General features: G+C 51.4%; 18 protein-coding genes, 1 tRNA gene, 2 rRNA genes and 1 pseudogene. 6 read left to right on the top strand and 16 right to left on the bottom strand.

All coding sequences use genetic code 11. The annotated features are described in order from the left end of the window. Positions 1-3: 3 nt before the first annotated feature. From rrf (J4685_RS21815) to rrf (J4685_RS21805), 3 genes are all read left to right on the top strand, one after another. Positions 4-119, top strand: a 5S ribosomal RNA gene (gene rrf / locus J4685_RS21815). A 14-nt stretch (positions 120-133) separates the two neighbouring features. Further along, a tRNA-Thr gene (locus tag J4685_RS21810) sits at positions 134-209 on the top strand. Between the two features lie 39 nt (positions 210-248). After that, positions 249-364 (top strand): 5S ribosomal RNA (rrf, locus tag J4685_RS21805). A 770-nt stretch (positions 365-1,134) separates the two neighbouring features. Here the strand turns inward: rrf (J4685_RS21805) and J4685_RS21800 are convergent. The 3 genes from J4685_RS21800 to J4685_RS21790 form a co-directional block, all read right to left on the bottom strand. After that, positions 1,135-1,356, bottom strand: coding sequence for a membrane protein (locus tag J4685_RS21800; protein ID WP_000825645.1), 222 nt, complete (start codon positions 1,354-1,356; stop codon positions 1,135-1,137). 236 nt (positions 1,357-1,592) lie between these two features. Beyond that, the gene (locus tag J4685_RS21795) at positions 1,593-4,706 is read right to left on the bottom strand and encodes an efflux RND transporter permease subunit (RefSeq protein WP_001273283.1); all 3,114 of its coding nucleotides are present in this window, start codon (positions 4,704-4,706) and stop codon (positions 1,593-1,595) included. 11 nt (positions 4,707-4,717) lie between these two features. Further along, positions 4,718-5,875, bottom strand: a complete 1,158-nt coding sequence (locus tag J4685_RS21790; RefSeq protein ID WP_000160383.1) for an efflux RND transporter periplasmic adaptor subunit — start codon at positions 5,873-5,875, stop codon at positions 4,718-4,720. Positions 5,876-6,288: 413 nt separating this feature from the next. Between J4685_RS21790 and envR the strand changes: the two genes are divergently transcribed. Then, positions 6,289-6,951, top strand: coding sequence for an acrEF/envCD operon transcriptional regulator (gene envR / locus J4685_RS21785; protein ID WP_001085729.1), 663 nt, complete (start codon positions 6,289-6,291; stop codon positions 6,949-6,951). Between the two features lie 2 nt (positions 6,952-6,953). On the opposite strand, the gene J4685_RS21780 is transcribed toward envR, so the two are convergent. The 13 genes and pseudogenes from J4685_RS21780 to J4685_RS21720 all read right to left on the bottom strand — a co-directional run bounded on the left by J4685_RS21780 (position 6,954) and on the right by J4685_RS21720 (position 19,966). Then, the gene (locus J4685_RS21780) at positions 6,954-9,053 is read right to left on the bottom strand and encodes a putative bifunctional diguanylate cyclase/phosphodiesterase (RefSeq protein ID WP_001145365.1); all 2,100 of its coding nucleotides are present in this window, start codon (positions 9,051-9,053) and stop codon (positions 6,954-6,956) included. Between the two features lie 150 nt (positions 9,054-9,203). Beyond that, entirely contained in the window at positions 9,204-9,368 is a 165-nt protein-coding gene (locus J4685_RS21775; RefSeq protein WP_000620015.1) for a DUF2556 family protein, read from the bottom strand. An 82-nt stretch (positions 9,369-9,450) separates the two neighbouring features. After that, positions 9,451-10,334: pseudogene (gene yhdJ / locus J4685_RS21770) on the bottom strand (adenine-specific DNA-methyltransferase). Between the two features lie 85 nt (positions 10,335-10,419). After that, positions 10,420-10,716, bottom strand: a complete 297-nt coding sequence (fis, locus tag J4685_RS21765) for a DNA-binding transcriptional regulator Fis (protein WP_000462905.1) — start codon at positions 10,714-10,716, stop codon at positions 10,420-10,422. Between the two features lie 25 nt (positions 10,717-10,741). Continuing rightward, complete coding sequence (gene dusB, locus J4685_RS21760) at positions 10,742-11,707, bottom strand: tRNA dihydrouridine synthase DusB (RefSeq protein ID WP_001219664.1); 966 nt, start codon at positions 11,705-11,707, stop codon at positions 10,742-10,744. Between the two features lie 659 nt (positions 11,708-12,366). After that, positions 12,367-13,248 carry a 50S ribosomal protein L11 methyltransferase gene (gene prmA / locus J4685_RS21755; RefSeq protein ID WP_001145849.1) on the bottom strand — a complete coding sequence of 294 codons (882 nt, stop codon included), beginning with the start codon at positions 13,246-13,248 and terminating at the stop codon, positions 12,367-12,369. Between the two features lie 11 nt (positions 13,249-13,259). Continuing rightward, positions 13,260-14,711, bottom strand: a complete 1,452-nt coding sequence (gene panF / locus J4685_RS21750) for a sodium/pantothenate symporter (RefSeq protein ID WP_001175744.1) — start codon at positions 14,709-14,711, stop codon at positions 13,260-13,262. After that, positions 14,701-14,943 carry a YhdT family protein gene (locus J4685_RS21745; protein WP_000340016.1) on the bottom strand — a complete coding sequence of 81 codons (243 nt, stop codon included), beginning with the start codon at positions 14,941-14,943 and terminating at the stop codon, positions 14,701-14,703. The genes panF and J4685_RS21745 overlap by 11 nt, the downstream gene beginning before the upstream one ends. 108 nt (positions 14,944-15,051) lie before the next feature. Further along, on the bottom strand, positions 15,052-16,401 hold the full coding sequence (accC, locus tag J4685_RS21740) for an acetyl-CoA carboxylase biotin carboxylase subunit (RefSeq protein ID WP_000884627.1): 1,350 nt from the start codon (positions 16,399-16,401) through the stop codon (positions 15,052-15,054). Positions 16,402-16,411: 10 nt separating this feature from the next. After that, positions 16,412-16,882, bottom strand: coding sequence for an acetyl-CoA carboxylase biotin carboxyl carrier protein (gene accB, locus J4685_RS21735; protein WP_000354626.1), 471 nt, complete (start codon positions 16,880-16,882; stop codon positions 16,412-16,414). A 392-nt stretch (positions 16,883-17,274) separates the two neighbouring features. Then, positions 17,275-17,874, bottom strand: a complete 600-nt coding sequence (gene msrQ, locus J4685_RS21730) for a protein-methionine-sulfoxide reductase heme-binding subunit MsrQ (RefSeq protein WP_001241496.1) — start codon at positions 17,872-17,874, stop codon at positions 17,275-17,277. Then, complete coding sequence (msrP, locus tag J4685_RS21725; protein ID WP_000723876.1) at positions 17,875-18,879, bottom strand: protein-methionine-sulfoxide reductase catalytic subunit MsrP; 1,005 nt, start codon at positions 18,877-18,879, stop codon at positions 17,875-17,877. A gap of 112 nt (positions 18,880-18,991) precedes the next feature. Next, positions 18,992-19,966 (bottom strand): MDR family oxidoreductase, encoded by a 975-nt coding sequence (locus tag J4685_RS21720; RefSeq protein ID WP_001148246.1) that lies wholly within the window; start codon positions 19,964-19,966, stop codon positions 18,992-18,994. A 203-nt stretch (positions 19,967-20,169) separates the two neighbouring features. Between J4685_RS21720 and csrD the strand changes: the two genes are divergently transcribed. Both csrD and mreB read left to right on the top strand, forming a co-directional pair. Then, the gene (gene csrD, locus J4685_RS21715; RefSeq protein ID WP_001241379.1) at positions 20,170-22,110 is read left to right on the top strand and encodes an RNase E specificity factor CsrD; all 1,941 of its coding nucleotides are present in this window, start codon (positions 20,170-20,172) and stop codon (positions 22,108-22,110) included. Between the two features lie 307 nt (positions 22,111-22,417). Then, entirely contained in the window at positions 22,418-23,461 is a 1,044-nt protein-coding gene (gene mreB, locus J4685_RS21710; RefSeq protein WP_000913396.1) for a rod shape-determining protein MreB, read from the top strand. The last annotated feature ends 12 nt before the right edge of the window (positions 23,462-23,473 follow it).

The raw sequence follows: 23,473 nt of genomic DNA, 5'->3' as shown, positions 1-23,473 counted from the left end.
TTGCCTGGCGGCAGTAGCGCGGTGGTCCCACCTGACCCCATGCCGAACTCAGAAGTGAAACGCCGTAGCGCCGATGGTAGTGTGGGGTCTCCCCATGCGAGAGTAGGGAACTGCCAGGCATCAAATTTAGTGTGCTGATATGGCTCAGTTGGTAGAGCGCACCCTTGGTAAGGGTGAGGTCCCCAGTTCGACTCTGGGTATCAGCACCACTTAATACGGTTAAAGTTCGGCATTTGAAAAAGAATTTGTCTGGCGGCAGTAGCGCGGTGGTCCCACCTGACCCCATGCCGAACTCAGAAGTGAAACGCCGTAGCGCCGATGGTAGTGTGGGGTCTCCCCATGCGAGAGTAGGGAACTGCCAGGCATCAAATAAAACGAAGGGCCCTGTCGGAAGACAGGGCCTTTTGTTTTATCTGTGGTCTGTCGGTGAGCACTCTCCTGAGGAGGAGAAATCCGCCGGGAGCGGATTTGAACGTTGCGCAGCAACGGCCCGGAGGGTGGCGGGCAGGACGCCCGCCATAAACTGCCGTACATCAAATAAAGCAAAGGGCCCAATCGAAAGATTGGGCCTTTTTGCGTTTATCTCTCTATGGAAAAAGTTATCGGGTAATGACGCCGACGCGTTTTAAACATCTTCGTAGAGTGGATAAAAACCGTTTAGTAAACGTGATTTCCCGCCATATATCCGCCTGAACCATCCAATGTGAACCGTGCTGAAGTAGATGTACAAACGGCTTTTACTTACGCCTCTAATAAGCAATAGAGATATTCGCTGAGGGCTAAGAATCTGGCCCATTAGGCTATTTATTTGCCAGTTTGGCCCTGGGACAGTGCTCAAAATCCTCATGTATTACGTGTATGCTCCGGTTTATATCCAGACTGTCTGTAATAATTACGCCTAATGACCACGCTCTAAGTCTTACTGTATAAAGCGTGTTTGTAATGCGGCTTACGATGCTATCAAGCTACAATTTTGTCTGCATCGGACAAGGAATAGAATAAATACTATCGGGATGGGCGAGTAAGAAAAGAGAGCGTTTTATCGTGTTAACTTTCGGGGGACAGGCTGAATAGATTACGTCGCTGAGTATCCTTACGATTACTGAAAACGCGGCATTGCCGCGCCTGCATGTATCATTTAGAAAGCGCAATGATACCCATCGTCAACCCTGCTACCGCCGCAGCGCCGCCAGCAATAGCGCCTGCTGTCTCCCAGTTATCCTGCGTAGTACCTTTCATACATGTATTGGTATGAACCAGTCGCCCTTGATCGTCATAAACTGGTACGCAAGGAGAATCATGTGCACAACCTGCCAATAAGGTGGTAAGCAATGCAACTGGAATTAGTCTTTTCATGGTGTTACCTCATTAATCAGCGTTTCGCGAAGTACAGCAACGTAAATGCTGGCTCTAACCGCTGCGAAAACGAGAGTTATTTTACCACCACAGAAAAAATGGCCGACATGAGGAATCATCTCAATTCATGTGAATTGTAAAAACTATGGAGAATGCAAAAGTAAGCGGAGAGGGGGAATAGCGGAGATAAAGACGTACCGTTTAAAAAGGCGTCCGAAGACGCCTCTGTTTACCGGTTAATCATGATGGCGATTAAATCGGCGTTTTACAACAACGAAGAATACTGGCACGAAGAAGATAGCTAATAAGGTTGCGGTTAACATTCCCCCCATAACCCCTGTGCCTACTGCGTTCTGTGCACCACTACCTGCGCCACGACTGATAACTAACGGCATTACCCCGAGAATAAAGGCCAGCGAGGTCATTAGAATAGGACGTAAACGCATACGGGATGCTTCCAGCGTCGCTTCAATCAATCCACGTCCTTCTTTTTCCATGAGATCTTTGGCGAACTCGACAATCAGGATGGCGTTTTTAGCAGAAAGGCCAATAGTGGTTAACAAGCCAACCTGGAAGTAAACGTCATTGTTCAGACCGCGCAATGACGCTGCAAGCAGAGCGCCAACCACGCCGAGCGGTACGACCAGCATTACCGAGAACGGAATTGACCAGCTTTCATACAGAGCGGCAAGGCAGAGGAAAACGACAATGAGTGAGATTGCGTATAGCGCCGGCGCCTGGTTACCTGACAACCGTTCCTGATACGACATACCTGTCCAGTCATAGCCAATACCGTTTGGCAGCTGTGAAGCCAGGTTTTCCATTAACGACATTGCTTCACCGGTACTTCGTCCGGGCGCTGCTTCGCCGAGCAGTTCCATTGACGGCATCCCGTTATAGCGTTCCAGGCGTGGCGAACCATAAATCCACCGTGCTGAGCTAAAGGTAGAGAAGGGCACCATCTCGCCATTGGCGCTGCGTACATAAAGATTGTTGATATCTCCCGGCAGCATACGGAACTGAGCGTCAGCCTGAACGTATACTTTTTTCACTCGTCCGCGATCGATAAAGTCGTTAACGTAATAGCCGCCCAACGCCGCGGAGATGGTTTCGTTGATATCAGACAGCGAAACACCGAGCGCCTGCGCTTTTTCTTGATCGACATCCAGCTTGAACTGTGGCGTGTCTTCCAGCCCGTTCGGGCGTACGCGCACTAATAGATCAGGATGCTTCGCGACCATACCCAGGAGTTGATTACGCGCTTTTGTTAACGCATCGTGACCGAGTCCTCCCTGATCAATCAGTTCAAAGTCGAAACCTGTCGCGGTACCTAACTCGACAATTGCCGGCATGTTGAAGGGGAACACCAACCCGTCGCGAATCTGGCTGAAGGCGCGTGTCGCTCTGGCGATAACGGCTTCGACGCTATTTTCTTCACCGTTACGCTCTTCCCAGGGTTTAAGGCTGACAAATGCCATCCCTGAGTTTTGTCCCTGACCGCTAAAGCTAAAGCCGTTTACGGTAAACACGCTTTCGACGTTCGCTTTTTCATTATTCAGGTAGTAATGAGTGACTTGATCCAGCACTTTCTGCGTACGTTCTTGCGTAGCGCCAGAGGGGAGCTGAATCATGGTCAGGAATACCCCCTGATCTTCTTCCGGCAGGAAGGAGGTCGGGAGGCGTAAAAACAGAACCGCCATTCCGACTACAATAAGTAGATAGATAATGAGATAGCGACCCGTATTACGCACGATGCCGCTTACGCTGTTAGTATAGTGGTTAACGCTGTGGTCAAACCTGGTATTGAACCAGCCAAAGAAGCCGCTTTTTTTCTCGTGATGTTCAGCAGATACGGGTTTAAGCAGCGTAGCGCATAGCGCTGGCGTCAGAATCAACGCAACCAGAACGGATAGCGCCATTGCTGAAACAATAGTAATAGAGAACTGGCGATAAATTGCCCCGGTCGAGCCGCCAAAAAAGGCCATCGGGATAAATACTGCAGACAGTACCATCGCGATACCTACCAGCGCTCCTTGAATCTGCGACATGGATTTTTCCGTCGCCTCTCGGGGAGAAAGGTTATCCTCCATCATTACACGTTCAACGTTTTCTACGACCACTATCGCATCGTCAACCAGCAGCCCTATCGCCAGTACCATGCCGAACATCGTCAGGGTATTGATGGAATAGCCAAAGGCGGCGAGTACCGCAAAAGTGCCTAGCAACACGACAGGAACAGCGATGGTAGGAATCAGGGTTGCCCGGATATTCTGTAAGAACAGATACATTACCAGGAACACCAGAATAATCGCTTCAAATAGCGTTTTTACCACTTCGTGGATAGATATTTTTACGAAGGGCGTAGTGTCATAAGGATAAACCACCTTCATTCCCTGAGGGAAGAAAGGCTGCAGTTCCGCCAGTTTCGCTTTGATTGCGGTTGCGGTATCCAGCGCGTTAGCGCCGGTCGCCAGTTTAATACCGAGACCGGAGGCCGGTTTACCGTTAATGCGCGCTACAACGTTATAGTTTTCACCGCCAAGCTCAATACGCGCGACATCTTTGAGATGGACGACAGAGCCGTCGGTATTGACGCGCAACGTAACTTTGCCGAACTCTTCCGGATCTTTCAGACGCGTTTGGGCGATGATTGAGGCGTTAAGCTGCTGGCCCGGTAATGCTGGCGTACCGCCCAGTTGGCCTGCCGCAATCTGGTCGTTCTGTACTTTTAACTGGTTGATGACGTCAACTGGCGTGAGCTGGTATTTATTTAGCAGATTCGCATCCAGCCAGATACGCATGGCGTACTGTGCGCCAAATAGCTGAACGTCGCCCACGCCGTTCAGACGGCTGATAGAATCCTTAATGTTAGAGGCGACATAGTCAGAGATGTCGTCCTGGGTAGTGTTCGGATTATCCGAGACGAACCCGGCGACCATCAAAAAGCTGCTGCTGGATTTTTCAACGCTAATCCCCTGCTGCTGGACTTCTTGCGGCAGTAAAGGCGTGGCGAGCTGCAATTTATTTTGCACCTGAACCTGCGCGATATCCGGATCGGTTCCGGACTGGAAGGTCAGAGTGATGGTCACGCTACCAGCAGAGTCGCTGGTAGAGGACATATACATCAGGTTATCGATACCGTTCATATTTTGTTCGATAACCTGAGTAACCGTATCCTGTACCGTCTGCGCATCCGCGCCAGGATAGGTTGCAGAAATAGAAACCGCTGGCGGCGCAATGGTTGGATACTGCGCAACGGGAAGTTGCATTATTGCCAGTGCGCCAGCCATCATCAGGATAATGGCCAGAACCCAGGCGAAAATAGGACGTCTAATAAAAAAGTTTGCCATGTACGGTTACCTTATTGCGCCGTTTTCGCTGCAGGAGCATCGGTAGTGGCTTTCACCTGGACGCCCGGTCGCGCTTTTTGTAAGCCGCTGACGATGACCTTATCGCCCGGTTTTAACCCTTCGCTGATGAGCCATTTATCGCCAATAGCCTGCGCCGCCACGACATTGCGGGCTTCGACCTGGCTTTTATCGTTAACCACCATCACCATTGCGTCGCCGCGCGGCGTGCGGGTTACGCCCTGCTGGGGGACAAGGATGGCATTGGGCTGGACGCCTTCATCAATGCGGGCGCGCACAAACATACCGGGAAGCAGACTGTGTTGCGGGTTAGGGAACACCGCCCTGAGCGTGATAGAGCCGGTGCTTTCATCTACGGTAACGTCGGAAAATTGCAGCGTGCCTTTAATCGGGTAGACCTGACCATTTTCCATTACCAGTTGAACCGTGCTACTGGCGCTGTCTTTATGCAGGTTACCTTGTTCGACGGATTGCTTGAGTCGCATAAAGTCGTTGCTTGATTGCGTCACGTCGACATAAATCGGGTCGAGTTGTTGCACGGTAGCCAGTTCAGTTGACTGACCATTAGTCACCAGCGCGCCTTCAGTCACATTAGATTTTCCTATACGGCCGCTGATGGGTGAGGTGACTTTGGTATACGCAAGGTTAATACGCGCGCTTTCAACAGCGGCTTTTGCCGCCACAACGGCGGCATCGGCCTGGCGGGCGTCGGCAATCGCCTGATCATATTCCTGTTGGCTGATATATTTTGTGCCGACCAGTGGAACATAGCGTTTGACCGTCAGGTGCGCGATAGCCGCAGCCGCTTCGCTTTTAGCAAGTTCGCCTTTAGCGCTGTCATAATCGGCCTGATAAGTGGCAGGATCGATCTGATAAAGCGACTGTCCGGCCTCTACATCGCTACCTTCGGTGAAGTTTCTTTTAAGTACGATCCCGCTCACCTGGGGGCGAACCTCCGCAATGCGAAATGCGGACGTACGTCCGGGAAGTTCGGTCGTTACGGCTAGCGGCGCTGTTTCGACCACATGGACGGTGACTTGCGGCTCGCCGGCATGAGCCTGGGTATCTCCCTGGTCATTACAACCGGCCAGCAGCGCAGCAGAGAATATGATGAATGAGGGCAGGAGTGAAAACCTGGCATGTTTCGTCATTACTGTTCCTTAAAAAACCGAAAGCTCGTTATTCACCGGATAACGGTAAGGCGTTAACGCGCGAAAAATAGAATAGCAGTGGGGTATCCTACAAATTATTAGCTTGTGATGTAAGCAATACTTATTTTGGGATGGGGTTCACGGCACATAAAAGCAAAAAAAAAGAACTATTCCCTGTCGTTTCATAATGTCCCGATTAGTAAAATCATGATGTTGAATAACATAAATAGAAATATATATTTTATATGAATGTGTTTTATTAATTTATTTGTTTTTATTATTGATTTGGCGATATTGTGCGAAATAAAAATAGCTGTCTCTCGTCTGACTAAAAAGGACATGATAAAGTTGTTTTTTGTGCTGAGTATTTTATCAGCGTATTTATCGTTTTTATGGTCCAGGATATCTTAATTATGGCGAAGAAAACGAAGGCGGATGCGCTTAAAACGCGGCAACATTTGATTGAAACCGCTATTGCGCAGTTCGCTTTGCGCGGCGTTGCCAACACGACGTTGAATGATATCGCTGATGCCGCTGATGTCACGCGGGGCGCCATCTACTGGCACTTTGAGAATAAAACGCAGTTGTTTAATGAGGTTTGGTTACAGCAACCACCTTTACGCGAACTTATTCAGGATAGGCTTACGGGATGCTGGAATGATAATCCTTTACAGGATCCACGAGAGAAATTTATTGCAGCCTTACAATATATTGCGGCAGTGCCTCGTCAGCAGGCATTAATGCAGATTTTATATCATAAATGTGAATTCCATAATGGTATGATATCGGAACAGGCCATTCGGGAGAAGATGGGTTTCCATCATCAGTCGCTGCTTGAAGTATTACAGCGATGTATGGATAAAAAACTGATCTCAGGCAGTCTTGATCTGGATGTCATATTAATTATTCTGCATGGTAGTTTTAGCGGAATAGTAAAAAACTGGTTAATGAATCCCACAAGTTATGATCTTTATAAGCAGGCGCCTGCATTAGTCGATAATGTATTAAAAATGCTAAGCCCGGATGGCAGTGTGAGGCAATTAATGCCAAATGAACAACAGGCGGAAGAAGCCTGAGATTATTTTGAGTTGATATTATATATTGACCTTGTGAATATATTGGCAGGATCCCGAATATCGCGAGCAATTTCCTCTGCCGTACGCGGCTTGCCAAGCAGGAACCCCTGAAGCGTATGGCATCCTAACTGGGTCAAAAATTGTTGCTGCGTTTCATTCTCTACCCCTTCTGCCACAATTTGCAGATTTAACGCTTTCGCCAGCGCGACAATAGCCGCAACAATGGTCGCGCCGTCGCCTGCCTCGCTGAGTTCATGTACGAAAGCGCGATCAATTTTTAGTTCGCACGCCGGAAGACGTTTCAGATAGAGAAGGCTGGAATAACCGGTGCCAAAGTCGTCAATAGAGGCCTTAACCCCCATTTCCGTTAATCTGGTGAGTATAGCGACGCTTTGCTCCGGCTTATTCATCGCCGTGGTTTCGGTGATTTCCAGAATCAATAAATCGGGACGGATACTGTGTTGGGCCAGGCTCCGCGTAATGGTGTCCACAAGCCCGGGCTGCTCAAATTGTAAGGCGGACAGGTTTACCGCCACTGACCATAAGGCGTATCCCTGTAAGTGCCACTCGCGGAGCTGTCGACACGCCTCGTCTATCACCCAGCTACCGATAGTGACGATAAGACCCGTTTTTTCCGCCAGCGGTAAAAACTGGTCAGGATTCAGTACGCCTTGTTTTGGATGATACCAGCGCAACAGGGCCTCAAATCCTACAATGGGGCCGGCAGGGGCCTGAAATTTAGGCTGATACACCAGCCTGAGCTCTTGTCTTTCCAGCGCCAGCCACAGGTCATTCATTAGCTGAAGTTGGGTTTGCGCCAGCATATTCATTGATGGCTGAAAGAAATGGTATCCGTTACGCCCCGTATGCTTCGTGTGGTACATCGCGGCATCGGCGTTGAACATCAGTTCCCGTTCGTTTTTTCCGTCCAGCGGATAGAGCGCTATTCCCACGCTAAGGGTGACGACCAGTTCGTACGGATCTATCGTAAAGGGCGCATCTATCGAATGTACCAGCGCGCTGGCAAGGGAAGCCGCTTCGTCAGGCGCGCTAACTTCCGCAAGCAGCACAAATTCGTCGCCGCCAATCCGCGCCAGGGTAAACTGCCCGCTCAGCGGTTGGTTCAGACGATGCGTGACCGCCACCAGTAGCTTATCGCCGATATCATGACCATAAGCGTCATTAACGGCTTTAAAGCCATCCAGATCCATAAACAGTAGCGCGAAAGACGTGCCTTCCCGATTCGCTTTGCTGATGGCCTGTTCCAGACGATCCTCAAGAAGTACCCGGTTTGGTAAACGGGTGAGCGTATCATGCAGCGCCAACTGCGCCAGTTCCTGGTTCGCCTGCGCCAGCGAAGAGGCAAGTAGTGCGGTACGGGCCTGAAGCCGGGCGTCAAATAAAGAAACCAGCAGAGTAATACCCAGGATAGTCAGCGCGACCACGCTGACAAGAACAGCCAGCCAGTTGCTATCGACGCCACGATGTTCCATCGGCCAGTTTTGGGGAAAGTGTGCGGCCTTCATGCCGGCGTAATGCATGCCGGCGATAGCTATCCCCATTAATACCGCGGCGCCTGCTCGCCTCAGGGCGACATCTGTTCCCTCATTACGCAGGCGGAACGTGAGCCACAGCGCGCCGCAGGACGCCAGTAGCGCGATAATGATAGAGAGGGCAACCCACGCGCTATTCCAAACGATAATGGAAGCAAATTGCAGCGCCGCCATCCCGGTATAATGCATTGCGCTGATGCCCAGTCCCATCACCAGCGCGCCCGGCAGTAAACGGCGCAGGCGCAGTTTTTCAGCGCTAACCAGCCATAGCGCAAACAGGGAGGAGCCGATCGCGATCAGCATGGAGAGGCCGGTGAGGAACGGATCGAAGCGCATGTTCATCGCGTGATCCATCGCCAGCATCCCGACAAAATGCATCGCCCAAATACCGACGCCCAGCGCGAAGCCGCCGCCCATTAGCCATATTCTGGCGTTTGATCGGGCGCTTCCGGCTATGCGTCCGGCCATATTTAATGCGGTATAGGACGCAAAAATAGCGACAGCAAATGAAACCGCCACAAGGATGTGGTTGTACTTACTAACCGGCATGTATCATTAGCTCATTGGTTATGCAGGAAAAGAACAGGACGAGACAGTATCACCCCTTCTTTTATCCTCAACGTGTTTTAATTCCCTGTTTTTATAAGGGATAAAAGAAATCCGGGTGATAAATAATCATAGGTTAAATCGCCCGATTCGCTACTCCAGATCGGTACAATTGATCAATTTAAGAGGGTTAACCGAATCCATGTTTCGGCACTTATCCTGTTCAGTCGCCATCAATTCGATCCATTGCATCAAAAGCGCATCAAAAAGAAAAACGGAGACGGCAAAAACAACCAGCCACCAATACTTACGTATCATCGTCAAATCCTGTGTATTCATGCCCATGCGTGCTGGGAATATACATGAAATTTTGACGCTGAAAAGCGGACTTACAATGCTTTTACTTCTCTGAAGATAGCGCGTTTATCCCGACATTTCGCTGCTTTTTGGACAGGTTTTGTGTTTTTCTCTTTTTGACTTTTGCAAGTTCATTTTCTGAATAATGCGAAGTGACGCTCAATCTTCTGAGCCCCATTTTTACGTACTCATTATTGAGTTCAATACCGATAAACTTACGACCTGACGCCGCTGCGACAGCGCCTGTGGTGAAACTGCCCGCGAAAGGGTCCAATACGGTATCGCTCGGGTTAGAAGGGCCAGTATGATCCGTTTTAACAGCGCGCTGGGCTTTTGCGTAGGATGGTTTTCATATTCATCCATCAGATAACGTACGCGAGGAAATGACCAGACGTTGCCCGGCACTTTTTTCTGATTGTATGGTTGGGGCGGGTTTTTTCGATAATCGATTAGCGCGCGCTTAGCGCCCGTAGTGGTCTCGACCAGAATCGCGTCACGGTTAAAGGTATAGCTTTTCGGGTTTTTTACCATCATCAGGATCGGTTCATACATAGAACCAAAGTATTTTTTCGCCTGCACCCCGGAACTATCATAGGACCAGACGATACGGCTTTTGATGGTAAAAAGCGTTCGGCATTTGAGATCGATATACGGCATATTTTCTGTGCTATTCATGATGTACATGGTGCCGTGTTTCTTCAGTACGCGGTGGCACTCGTCAATGCATTCATACAGCCAGGCCAGAAAAGACGCTTCGTCCCAGGATTCCACCATACCGTCGAAATCTTTTCCGATATTGTAAGGCGGATCGGCAAAAATTAAGTCAATGCTTTCAGAAGGCAGTTTTTTAAGTTCTGTTAGCGCGTCACCGTGAATAATCTTCTTCGATTCATCGCCAAAGTACTGAGGTTCACATTCCGCTTTCATGACCAAATTCCATGTAATGCGTATAAAAAAGGCGCTTCCCCATGCCGAGTAGCGCCTTTTTAAACAAGCAGTTAGCTAATCGAAATTAGTTCATGCCGTATTTTTTTAATTTTTTACGCAGCGTACCACGGTTGATGCCCATCATCAGAGCAGCACGGGTCTGGTTACCACGGGTGTATTGCATCACCATGTCCAACAGGGGCTGTTCTACTTCAGCCAGTACCAGCTCATACAGGTCATTAACGTCCTGACCATTCAGTTGAGCAAAATAGTTCTTCAGTGCCTGTTTAACCGAGTCACGCAGGGGTTTTTGGGTTACCTGATCCTGAGAGTTAACGGTAGAAACGGTCAGTACGTCAGAATTTACGCGTTGTTCGAACATAGTTCTGTCAGCTCTTTATTTCTGTTTACGCAAAATTTTCGAAGTATGCCTCCAACGCCTCCAGCTGTTCGCTGGCGTCCTCAATAGCGTTGAATGTGCGCCGAAACTGGTCGTCTGGAGCGTGTTCCTGGAGATACCAGGAGACGTGTTTACGCGCGATTCGGTACCCTTTTGCCTGACCGTAAAAGTCATGCAGTTCCCGAACATGCGTGCAAAGCAAGCGCTTTACCTCTGCCAGCGGCAGCGGCGGAAGCAGCTCCCCAGTGTCCAGATAATGCTGGATTTCCCGAAAGATCCAGGGTCTTCCCTGAGCTGCGCGGCCTATCATCAGGGCATCCGCCCCTGTATAGTCGAGAACAGCTCTGGCTTTATGCGGGTTAGTAATGTCGCCATTCGCGATAATCGGAATGGAAACTTTCTGCTTAACTGCCCGAATACTGTCGTATTCAGCTTCTCCGTTGAACAAACAGGCGCGGGTGCGGCCATGGATGGTCAGGGCCTGAATACCACAATCTTCAGCCAGTTGGGCAATCTCTACGCAGTTACGGTGTTCCGGCGCCCAGCCGGTGCGAATCTTGAGAGTCACAGGAACGTCCACCGCGTTTACGACCCCGATGAGTATAGACTTCACTAAATCCGGGTACTGCAAGAGGGCTGAACCTGCCAGCTTACGATTCACTTTCTTCGCCGGGCACCCCATATTGATATCAATAATCTGGGCGCCGCTTTCCACGTTAATACGTGCGGCATCGGCCATCTCAACAGGGTCGCTACCGGCAATTTGCACCGTGCGAATTCCTGGCTCATCAACGTGCACCATCCGTAAACGAGATTTATCGCTTTCCCACACTTGCGGGTTAGAAGACATCATCTCGGATACTGTCAATCCTGCTCCCATCTCATAGCACAGCGTCCGGAAAGGTCTGTCAGTAATGCCAGCCATGGGCGCTGCGATCAGGCGATTTCTGAGCTGATATTGTCCGATGCGCATGAGTTAAGAAATGACCATACTGTGACTGCAAGGCGGCGTATATTACGCATTTTTTGCACGAGATGAAAGGCCAAACTTTGAACAATCCACTGTTGTAGATCAATGAATCGTGCTTAAAAACAGCAAAATAAATTTATAATTCAGTAAAATCATAGGGTTATTTATTGTCGGCGGTTTTGTACGCGCTTACAAATTCCCGTAACTTCTCTCTATTTCTTCGACCAGAAACAAGATAAGCGGAATAATCTGCTTTTTTTATAAGCTAATTACCCCAAATGAATGGGATCGCCGTCTCGTTTCAGGACAAGATCACTTCCCGCTGCGCGTGATTTTTCTCCATTGCCAGTCGGAAGGGGTGCACAGATGCGCTTTTGTGTTCATGAACGGCACGCATAAATTTTTCCAGCTGCGCTAAAAAGAGCGTTAGCGGATGCTGCAGAACAACCCGGACAGCATTTACTAAGTACGAGGGCGATGGCTGCGGGCCGTTGAAGCGCCAGTACGTTTGTCCGCTGGTAGCAGCTGTTTATCCAGACGGATAATGACAAAGAAGTTATTTCAGGCATTCATTTGATGAATTTAATGATGTCTCGGTGCCTGAAAGGCGTTAAGGCAGTTGTGTGGAGAAAAGCGTGGCCGGGCGACCACGCTGACAAGAATTATTTCTTACGGCCAGTAATGCGGCACCACTCTTCTTTTTCGACGACCGGGTCGAGAGTGAAAAGCTCGGCGTAAGCATCACAGACGCTTTCCGCCTGGCTGGCGAGAATACCTGAAAGCCCCAGCAGACCGCCCTCAACGGGCAGTACGCTGATTAACGGGGCCAGTTCGCGTAATGGGCCTGCCAGGATGTTAGCGACGACCACGTCGGCTTTCATGGCTTCTGGCTGGTCTTTCGGCAGGTACAGCTCCAGCCGGTCAGACACGCCGTTGCGTTCGGCATTATCGCGACTGGCCTGAATAGCTTGCGGATCGATATCAATACCAATCGCCTTTGCCGCTCCCAGCTTCAGCGCGGCAATCGCCAGAATGCCTGAACCGCAGCCAAAGTCGATCACGGTTTTGCCGTTGAGATCGAGCCCGTCCAGCCATTGCAGACATAAAGAGGTGGTGGGGTGCGTACCCGTACCGAACGCCAGTCCCGGGTCGAGCATCACGTTGACGGCATTCTCGTCCGGAATGTCACGCCAGCTGGGACAAATCCACAGACGCTCGCCAAAACGCATCGGATGGAAATTATCCATCCATTCGCGTTCCCAGTCTTTATCTTCCAGTTGTTCGATTTTATGGGCAAATCCGGCACCCAGCAGTGGATGTTGCTCCAGAATCGCGACAACGTCTTTCATGTCTGTTTCGGCGTCGAACAGACCGATCACATCGGTATCGCCCCACAGACGGGTTTCGCCCGGCAACGGCTCAAAAACCGGCGTATCGTGTGTATCCTGAAAGGTAATGGAAACGGCGCCCGCTTCCATCAGCGCATCACTTAGCTCTTCAGCATTCGCGCCGGTGGTATTCAGTTTCAATTGGATCCATGGCATGGCAAAACTCTTTATTTATCAGTAGACAATACGGTGGCTTGCGAAGCGGAAGAGCCGAATCGGTTTCCGATCAGAAAAGCCAATAAACTTAACAGTAACGCGGGCACAATCGGATGAAAGCCCAGGTACTGAATATTAAATGTGGCAAGCAGGGCATATAGCACGCCGCCCACGATCATGGCGCTTAACGCGCCTGCCGCGTTTGCCCGCTCCCAGTAAAGGCCCAGTACCAGCGGCCATAAGAACACCGCTTCCAGGCCGCCAAACGCCAGTAGGTTGAGCCAAATGATCATCTCTGGCGGTTTCCACGCGGCCAGCAGCAACAGCGCGCCTAGCAGTAATGTAATCGCTGCCGACATACGCTTCAGCCGGATCTCATTTTGCATCTGATCGGGACGCAGGTTGAGATAGAGATCTTTAATGATCGTCGCGGAACTTTGCAGCAGTTGGGCGTTAATTGTTGACATGATCGCCGCCATTGGCGCAGCAAGGAAGATCCCGGCGGCAAACGGCGGCAAAACTTTCACCATTAGCGTTGGGATCACCAGATCCGGCACCGTCAGATCCGGAAGCACCGCGCGACCCAGCGCGCCGGCAAGGTGCATCCCGAACATTAAAATCGCCACGACAATCGTACCGATAATAATGCCCCGGTGTACCGCTTTACTGTCTTTATAAGAAATGCAGCGCACTGCCGTATGCGGCAGGCCAATCACGCCAAAACAGACCAGTACCCAAAAAGAGGTCATAAAAGCGGGAGAAAGTATGTCATCGGCGCCCTGCGGCGTTACCAGTTTGGGGTCGAGAGCGTGCAGCGTGTCAACGGCCTGATGTAAACCGCCCGCCGCATGCACCACGCCCACCAGCAGCACTATCGTGCCGACCAGCATCACCAGGCCCTGTAGCGTATCGTTAAGTACGCTGGCGCGAAAGCCGCCAAACGCCGTATAGAGTGCGATACTGACGCCAAATATTAGCAGGCCGGTTTCGTAGGGAATTCCCGCCGCGGTTTCCAGTAGTCGCGCGCCGCCGATAAATTGTACGGTCATTGCGCCAATAAACGCGACCAATAAACTCAGGCTTGCTAACCACACCAGCAGGCGGCTTTGGTAACGAGCGAATAGCATATCGTTAAGCGTGACGGCATTATAGCGACGCGCCAGGATAGCGAATTTTTTACCCAGAATACCCAGTGAAAGCCAGACGGCGGGAAGCTGGATCATCGCCAGCAAGACCCAGCCCAGACCATATTTATAAGCCGCGCCGGGACCGCCGATAAATGAACTGGCGCTAATATAGGTGGCGGTCAGCGTCATCGCGAGCACGATCCCGCCCATCGAACGACTGCCAAGAAAATACTCGTTTAAAAAGGTGCCGGCGGTACGCTTGCGCATAGCGTAAATCGAGACCCCGAAGACCACGACCAGATAGGCTACCAGCGGTAGAATGACCTCAAGCTGCATCGTCATCCTCCAGCGGAATATCGCGATAAATGAATTTCACCATCGCCCAGCACAGCAAAATAAAGACCAGCGGCGTCAATAAGCAGGCCATCTCGAACCAGTGCGGCAGACCGGTAATTCCCGGCGAGTCTCCAGGTAAGTAAGCAGCCACTAACCATGCCGCCAGATAGCAAAGGGTCAGCCACAGCGCCCAGCGCGCCTCTTTATGGGCCTGAACAAAACGAGCGTCCATTTTTTGTCCCTTATGGGTGAAGAAAGCGGGAATTGTACATGATGGGGCATCGCTATCCCCAGAAATAAAAAAGGCCGGATTCACCGGCCTTTTGAGATTAACGTGCGATTACTTTTCCTGAAGACCGAGTTTTTTCTCCAGATAGTGGATGTTGGTTCCACCGTGCTGGAAGTGCTCGTCATTCATGATGCGGGTCTGCAGATCGATATTGGTTTTGATACCATCGATAATCAGTTCCTGCAGGGCATTTTTCATACGGGCAATCGCCACGTCGCGGTTTTCACCGTAGCAGATGAGTTTGCCGATCATGGAATCATAGTACGGCGGCACCGTGTAGCCCGCGTAGATATGAGATTCCCAGCGAACGCCAAAGCCGCCAGGCGCATGGAAGCGCGTGATTTTGCCAGGGCTTGGCAGGAAGGTGTTCGGATCTTCGGCATTGATACGGCATTCTACCGCATGGCCTCGAACGACAACTTCGTCCTGTGTGATCGACAGTGGCTGACCCGCCGCGATGCGCAACTGCTCTTTGATCAAATCGACGCCGGTAATCATTTCAGTTACCGGGTGTTCAACCTGAATACGGGTGTTCATTTCGATGAAATAGAACTCGCCGTTTTCGAACAGGAATTCGAACGTTCCTGCGCCGCGATAGCCGATGTCTACGCACGCTTTCGCGCAGCGTTCGCCGATATAGCGACGCAGTTCCGGCGTAATGCCTGGCGCCGGGGCTTCTTCAACCACTTTCTGATGGCGACGCTGCATGGAGCAGTCGCGTTCCGCCAGATAGATAGCGTTGCCCTGGCCGTCCGCCAGCACCTGAATTTCGATGTGGCGTGGATTTTCCAGGTATTTTTCCATGTATACCATGTCGTTGCTGAAAGCTGCTTTCGCTTCCGCTTTAGTCATGGAGATGGACTGCGCCAGTTCAGCATCGCTACGAACCACGCGCATACCGCGGCCGCCGCCGCCGCCGGACGCTTTGATGATCACCGGATAGCCAATACGTTTGGCATGAGCGCGGTTCGCATTCATATCGTCGCCCAGTGGGCCGTCAGATCCTGGTACGGTCGGCACGCCCGCTTTTTTCATCGCGGTAATCGCGGACACTTTATCGCCCATCAGGCGGATGGTGTCTGCTTTCGGGCCGATAAAGATAAAGCCGGAGCGTTCAACCTGCTCGGCAAAATTGGCGTTCTCAGAAAGGAAGCCGTAACCCGGGTGGATTGCCACCGCGCCGGTGATTTCAGCGGCGCTAATGATAGCCGGGATGTTCAGATAACTTTTTACGGACGGTGCCGGGCCAATACAGACCGTCTCATCCGCCAGCAATACGTGTTTTAAATCGCGATCCGCGCTTGAGTGCACAGCGACGGTCTTGATGCCGAGTTCTTTACAGGCTCGAAGAATACGTAGTGCGATCTCGCCGCGGTTGGCGATGACAATTTTATCCAACATGTTCGCCTCGTTACTCGATGACGACCAGTGGCTCGTCAAATTCTACCGGTTGACCACTTTCGACCAGAATCGCTTTCACAGTGCCTGCTTTGTCTGCTTCGATCTGGTTCATCATTTTCATGGCTTCAACGATGCACAGGGTATCGCCCACGTTCACTTTCTGGCCCACTTCGATGAACGCTTTCGCGTCCGGGCTTGGGGTGCGGTAGAAAGTACCAACCATTGGGGAGCGTACGATGTGACCACTGATTTCCGCTGCGGCAGGCGCTTCCATTGCTGGAGTAGCCGCTGGCGCGACAGCGTTAGACAGAGCGGGTTGCTGCATCATCGGCGCCGCATAAGCCTGCTGCATCACCGGGAAACCGGCGTTTGCCGTTGTGCGGCTGATGCGAACAGATTCTTCGCCTTCAGAAATTTCCAGTTCGGAGATACCTGATTCTTCAACCAGCTCGATCAGTTTTTTAATCTTACGAATATCCATGAGTGGGTTCCGTACTCTTTGTTTAGTGTGATTGTGACAGGCGTTTTAGCGCCGTCTGTAAAGCATGTGAATGACTGCCGCGGGTAAAATACCGCGCATCTTTGATTTGCCTGTTATGCCGTAGCACCCGAAGGTGAAATTCATGATTTGCCAGTCATTGTGTGGCTATCTTCTGCTATTTTCGGGCAAAAAACAAAATATACCTTCATTGCACGATTGTCACCCTTTCTGCGAACGAAAATCGCCGTTGGGGAATGTAAAGTCGCACATTATAACTATTTCGTCGCAATTGGCAGCTAAATACTGGTCTTATCAGGGAAGATAATCAACCCGAAACATAAAAAGGACATTACCTGTTTTGCGTTTTGCAATCGACCGCACAGTTCACCAAACTAGCGCCACCACTGGCGAAACTTCCGGTAACGCAACGCTAAAAGGGCTAACGCTAATGCCGCGTAGATGACCGGTTGCGGTGATAAAATCTTTACCGACCACAGGTAATGTATGGGAGCCAGGATCGCGACAAGATAGACGACGTTATGCAGTGTTTGCCAGCGTTTGCCCAATTTACGCTGCGCAAATTGCGTTGAGGTCAACGTCAGCGCCAATAACACCAGCCAGCTAATGATCCCAAGCGTCAAATAAGGGCGTGAAATCAACTCGCTTCCTAACAGCGCCAGGTTATGTATCCCCAGTTCCAGCAAGGCATAGCTGGTTAAATGCAGTGTCGCCCAAACGAAACACCATAATCCTAACAGGCGGCGTGTGCGTATCAATAATGGCTGTTTAGCGTAGCGCGCCAGCGGTGAAACCAGCAAGGTGGCGAGCAAAAATTTGAGCGCGGTTCTACCGGTAAAGTGTTGGATATCCTTTACCGGGTCTGCGCTGAGTCCACCGTGATTTATCGCCCAAAAGAGCCACAGAAGCGGCAAAAAACCGGCAAGATGCAGACAAACTTTTAGCCAGGTTATCTGTTTTACTGTCAGACGCACTTAAAAATTCTCCCGCAAATTGAGACCGCGATACAGCGAAGCGACTTCATTGGCGTAGCCGTTAAACAGCAGCGTCGGCTGCCTTTGCACATCAAGGATACCGCCTGAACCAATAAAGCGTTCGGTAGCCTGAGACCAGCGTGGATGATCCACATGCGGGTTCACATTGGCATAAAAACCATATTCGTTGGGAGCCGACAAATTCCAGGTGGTTGGCGGACGTTCGCGGGTGAGTTTAATGCTAACAATAGATTTAATACCTTTAAAACCATACTTCCATGGAACGATGAGGCGAATGGGCGCGCCGTTTTGCGGGGGTAACGCTTTACCATAGACGCCAACGGTCATCAGCGTCAGCGGATGCATGGCTTCGTCCAGACGTAGCCCTTCGACATAAGGGTATTTCAGTCCGCCGCCAATAAAGCGATCTTTCTGTCCTGGCATATCATCCGGCGCGTATAGCGTTTCGAATGCCACATATTTAGCGTGGCTGGTGGGCTGTGCCTGCGCGAGTAGCTTATATAAAGGGAAACCAATCCACGGCACGACCATGGACCACGCTTCGACGCAGCGCATTCGATAGATACGCTCTTCTAATGGAAAACGATGTGTTAAATCGTCGTAATCCAGCGTAAATGGTTTCGCGACTTCCCCGCTGATTTTCAACGTCCACGGTTCGGTTTTCAGACTTCCGGCATTGGCCGCCGGGTCGGCTTTATCAAGGCCAAACTCATAGAAATTGTTGTAGCCCGTCACCTTATCTTCCGGCGTTAACGCTAAATCGCTTCGCCAGGCGGCAGGCTGACTAAACTCAAGCGGTTTACCGGCAGGCGCTTTCGGACGATCGTTGCCTTTAAACCAACTGAAGAGATCGGCCTGCGCCGTTGAGGGTAAGGATAAGGCGGCCGCGCTGATGCCTAATGCTTTTAGCACCTGTCGGCGCTGCATAAAAAAAGCCGATTCCGCAGTCACATCGGCTTCTGTTAATGGACGTATCTTTTTCATCACAGACTCCCGGTCTACCCACCACAACATGGCGTGTAGTGAATATGACAGGGAGTGTGTCAATGTGCAAAAATAAATAGTTAATTAAGTGTAAATTTTTTTATACGTGACGTTATTTTATCTTCACCAGCGTACGGCCCTGAACCTGATTATTGATGATGGCATCGGCGAACTTCGGCGCATCCGCCAGCGTAATCTCTGTGGCGGCCTGAGCATAGAACGATTCCGGCAGATCCTTAACCAAACGCGCCCAGGCTTCTGCGCGACGTGCCGGTGGGGTCATCACCGAGTCCACCCCTTGCAAACGCACATTACGCAGAATGAATGGCATAACGGTGGTCGGCAGCGCGAAGCCGCCCGCCAGGCCGCAGGCGGCCACGCAACCGCCATAGTTCATCTGTGCCAGGACTTTCGCCAGCACTTTATCGCCAACGGTATCAATTGCACCGGCCCACAGCTGTTTTTCCAACGGGCGAGATTCAGCAAACTCATCGCGGCTGAGAATACGGTTAGCTCCCAGGCTCTTAAGATAGCCGTGGGTGCTTTCACGTCCTGATACTGCTGCAACCTGATAGCCCAGCTTATGCAGTAATGCAACGGCAGTGCTGCCCACACCGCCGCTGGCGCCGGTGACGACAACCTCACCGTCTTGCGGGCGAATACCTGCATCTTCAAGCGCCATGACGCACAGCATGGCGGTAAAACCGGCGGTGCCGATGATCATGGCGTTACGGCTGCTCAGTCCCGCAGGCAGCGCGACCAGCCAGTCGCCTTTAACGCGTGCGCGTTCGGCCAGGCCGCCCCAGTGGTTTTCGCCCACGCCCCAGCCAGTCAGTAGTACTTCCTGGCCTGCATGAAAGCGAGGATCTTCGCTTGCGTGAACGGTGCCGGCGAAATCAATACCAGGAATCATCGGAAAATGACGGATAATTTTCCCTTTTCCGGTGATAGCCAGAGCATCTTTATAATTCAGGCTGGACCAGTGGACATCCACCGTCACATCACCTGCCGGCAGTTGACTCTCTTCGAGATGTTGCACGGATGCGAGGGTTTTACCGTCCTGCTGTTCTAAGATCAACGCCTGCATAACCTGTCCTCACTTTACATGGTAGATTGGAAAAATAGCTACGAAGACTATACTCGCTAATTAAAACGTGATGCCGATGCAACGCAATAAATTGCCAGATAGATCCATTTTGGTAGTATGCCTGCTTCATTGCGCGCCGTGGCGAATTCCGCCTTCAGATTCGCTTTTTCATACTGTTTATAACCGTCGGAGTTAACTCAAGGATGCGATTAACGACGAAATTCTCAGCTTTTATCACGCTGCTCACGGGATTAACGATCTTCGTGACTCTGATAGGTTGCTCGCTAAGCTTTTATAACGCCGTACAGTATAAGTATGTCAGTCGTGTGCAGGCGACGGCGACAGCCATTGATACGCACCTGGTGACCCATGATATTGTCTCGCTGACGCCGCAAATCGACGAGCTCATGATCGCTTCCGATATTGTGCGTGTCGATCTGTTGCAGGGGGAGCGCAGCGTCTACAGCCATTCTCGCGCCAGAGGTTATCGGCCAGCCGGCACCAGCGACATGTATCGCGAGCTGGTCGTACCGCTGATAAAACATCCAGGAATGTCGCTACGTCTGGTTTATCAGGACCCGATGGGTAATTATTTTCACTCACTGATCACCACGGCGCCGCTGACGCTGGCGATCGGTTTTATCGTTCTGATTTTGTTTTTATCGGTGCGCTGGCTGCAGCGGCAGCTTTCCGGGCAGGAGCTTCTGGAAATTCGCTCAACGCGTATTCTGAACGGCGAACGCGGGGCGAATGTCCGCGGTTCTGTTTACGAATGGCCAGCGCGCACCAGTAGCGCGCTTGATGTATTGCTTTCCGAAATTCAGTTTGCTCACGAACAGCGTAGTCGCCTGGACACCCTCATTCGCTCCTACGCCGCGCAGGACACCAAAACCGGACTCGGTAACCGTCTGTTCTTTGATAACCAGCTGGCGACGCTGCTGGAAGATCAGGAAAAAGTGGGAGTGCATGGCGTGGTGATGATGATCCGCTTGCCAGACTTCAATCTTCTGCGCGACAGCCTGGGAGGCAATCAGGCGGAAGAGCAGATGTTTATGCTTATCAATCTGCTATCGACATTCATTATGCGTTACCCAGGCTCGCTGCTGGCGCGTTATCACCGCAGCGACTTTGCCGTGCTGCTACCGCATCGAACGCTGAAAGAAGCGGAAAGTATTGCCGGACAACTTTTAAAAGCTGTCGATGCGCTACCGGCTAACAAAATGCTCGATCGTGACGATATGGTACATATCGGCATTTGCGCCTGGCGCAGCGGACAGTCCACCGATCAGGTGATGGAACATGCTGAAGCCGCGGCGCGGAATGCCGCCCTGCAGGGGGGAAATAGCTGGGCTATCTACGACGACACTCTGCCGGAAAAAGGGCGCGGCAATGTGCGCTGGCGCACATTGATTGAGCAGATGCTGAACCGGGGCGGACCGCGACTTTATCAAAAACCGGCGGTCACGCGAGAAGGTCGCGTACATCATCGGGAATTGATGTGTCGCATCTATGACGGTAAAGAAGAGGTGAGCTCGGCGGAGTATATGCCGATGGTGTTGCAATTTGGTTTATCGGAAGAGTATGACAGATTACAAATTAGCCGCCTGATTACGTTGCTGGGCTACTGGCCGGATGAAAATCTGGCAATGCAGTTGACGGTTGAGTCGCTGATTCGTCCGCGTTTTCAGCGCTGGTTGCGCGATACGTTAATGCAGTGTGAAAAATCACAGCGAAATCGCATAATTATTGAACTTGCGGAGGCAGATGTTTGTCAACACATCAGCCGGTTACAACCCATCCTTCGCTTAGTCAATGCGCTTGGCGTTCGGGTGGCGGTGACACAGGCGGGTTTGACGCTGGTTAGCACGAGCTGGATTAAAGCGCTCAATGTGGAATTACTCAAGCTGCATCCGAGTCTGGTCAGAAACATTGAGAAGCGAACGGAAAACCAGCTTCTGGTTCAAAGTCTGGTAGAGGCCTGCGCGGGCACGCCTACGCAGGTTTACGCGACGGGCGTCCGTTCGCGCGGCGAGTGGCAGACGCTGACAAAACGCGGCGTGGCTGGCGGGCAGGGTGATTTTTTTGCCTCCTCCCAACTACTTGACACAAACGTGAAAAAATATTCGCAAAGATACTCGGTTTAACCTGCCGTTTAATTTGTTTTCACGTAGAATAACGCGCGCTGCGCCTCATGGGGGTGTGCTTGTCTGCTCGCCAGATTGTTGCAGCAAATATGCAGGTGAATGACCTTTGACAGGTTGCAAACGAAGGCGAGGATTGCTGCTGATTTTTTCAGCCCTGAGGGACTCAGGCCGAGATTTGTAACAAAGGAAACGAACTGCACTAATTTTCACCGTAGCAGATGATTTTTGCGCCTTGTCGCTGCTGCGTGTGGTTGGTAAAGTAAGCGGATTTTGTTTTCCGCCCCAGCTTTCAGGATTATCCCTTAGTATGTTGAAAAAATTTCGTGGCATGTTTTCCAATGACCTGTCCATTGACCTGGGTACCGCGAATACCCTCATTTATGTAAAAGGACAAGGCATCGTATTGAATGAGCCTTCCGTTGTGGCCATTCGTCAGGATCGTGCCGGTTCGCCGAAAAGCGTGGCTGCAGTCGGTCATGATGCGAAGCAGATGCTGGGCCGTACGCCGGGCAATATCGCTGCGATCCGTCCGATGAAAGATGGCGTTATCGCTGACTTCTTTGTGACCGAAAAAATGCTCCAGCACTTTATTAAACAAGTGCACAGCAACAGCTTTATGCGCCCAAGCCCGCGCGTACTGGTATGCGTGCCGGTCGGCGCGACGCAGGTAGAACGCCGCGCGATTCGTGAATCCGCTCAGGGCGCAGGCGCCCGTGAAGTCTTTTTGATCGAAGAGCCGATGGCGGCCGCGATCGGCGCAGGTCTGCCAGTTTCTGAAGCAACCGGTTCAATGGTTGTGGATATCGGTGGTGGTACCACTGAAGTTGCCGTGATCTCCCTGAACGGCGTGGTTTACTCTTCTTCTGTCCGTATTGGTGGTGACCGCTTCGACGAAGCCATCATTAATTACGTTCGTCGTAACTACGGTTCTCTGATTGGTGAAGCCACCGCAGAACGTATTAAACACGAAATCGGTTCCGCTTATCCGGGCGACGAAGTCCGCGAGATCGAAGTGCGTGGCCGTAACCTGGCGGAAGGCGTTCCACGCGGCTTTACCCTGAACTCAAACGAGATTCTGGAAGCGTTGCAGGAACCGTTGACCGGTATCGTCAGCGCGGTAATGGTGGCGCTGGAACAGTGTCCGCCGGAGCTGGCGTCAGACATCTCCGAGCGCGGTATGGTGCTCACCGGCGGCGGCGCGCTGCTGCGTAACCTTGACCGTCTGTTAATGGAAGAGACGGGCATTCCTGTCGTGGTTGCTGAAGATCCGCTGACCTGTGTGGCGCGCGGCGGCGGCAAGGCGCTGGAAATGATCGATATGCACGGCGGCGACCTGTTCAGCGAAGAGTAGTTGGATACGGGC

Source organism: Salmonella sp. 32100201201700099SM, from assembly GCF_017572645.1.
Classification (GTDB): Bacteria; Pseudomonadota; Gammaproteobacteria; order Enterobacterales; family Enterobacteriaceae; genus Salmonella; species Salmonella enterica.
The sequence above is the reverse complement of the archived record's forward strand: the minus strand, read 5'-3'. Positions and strand labels throughout refer to the sequence as shown.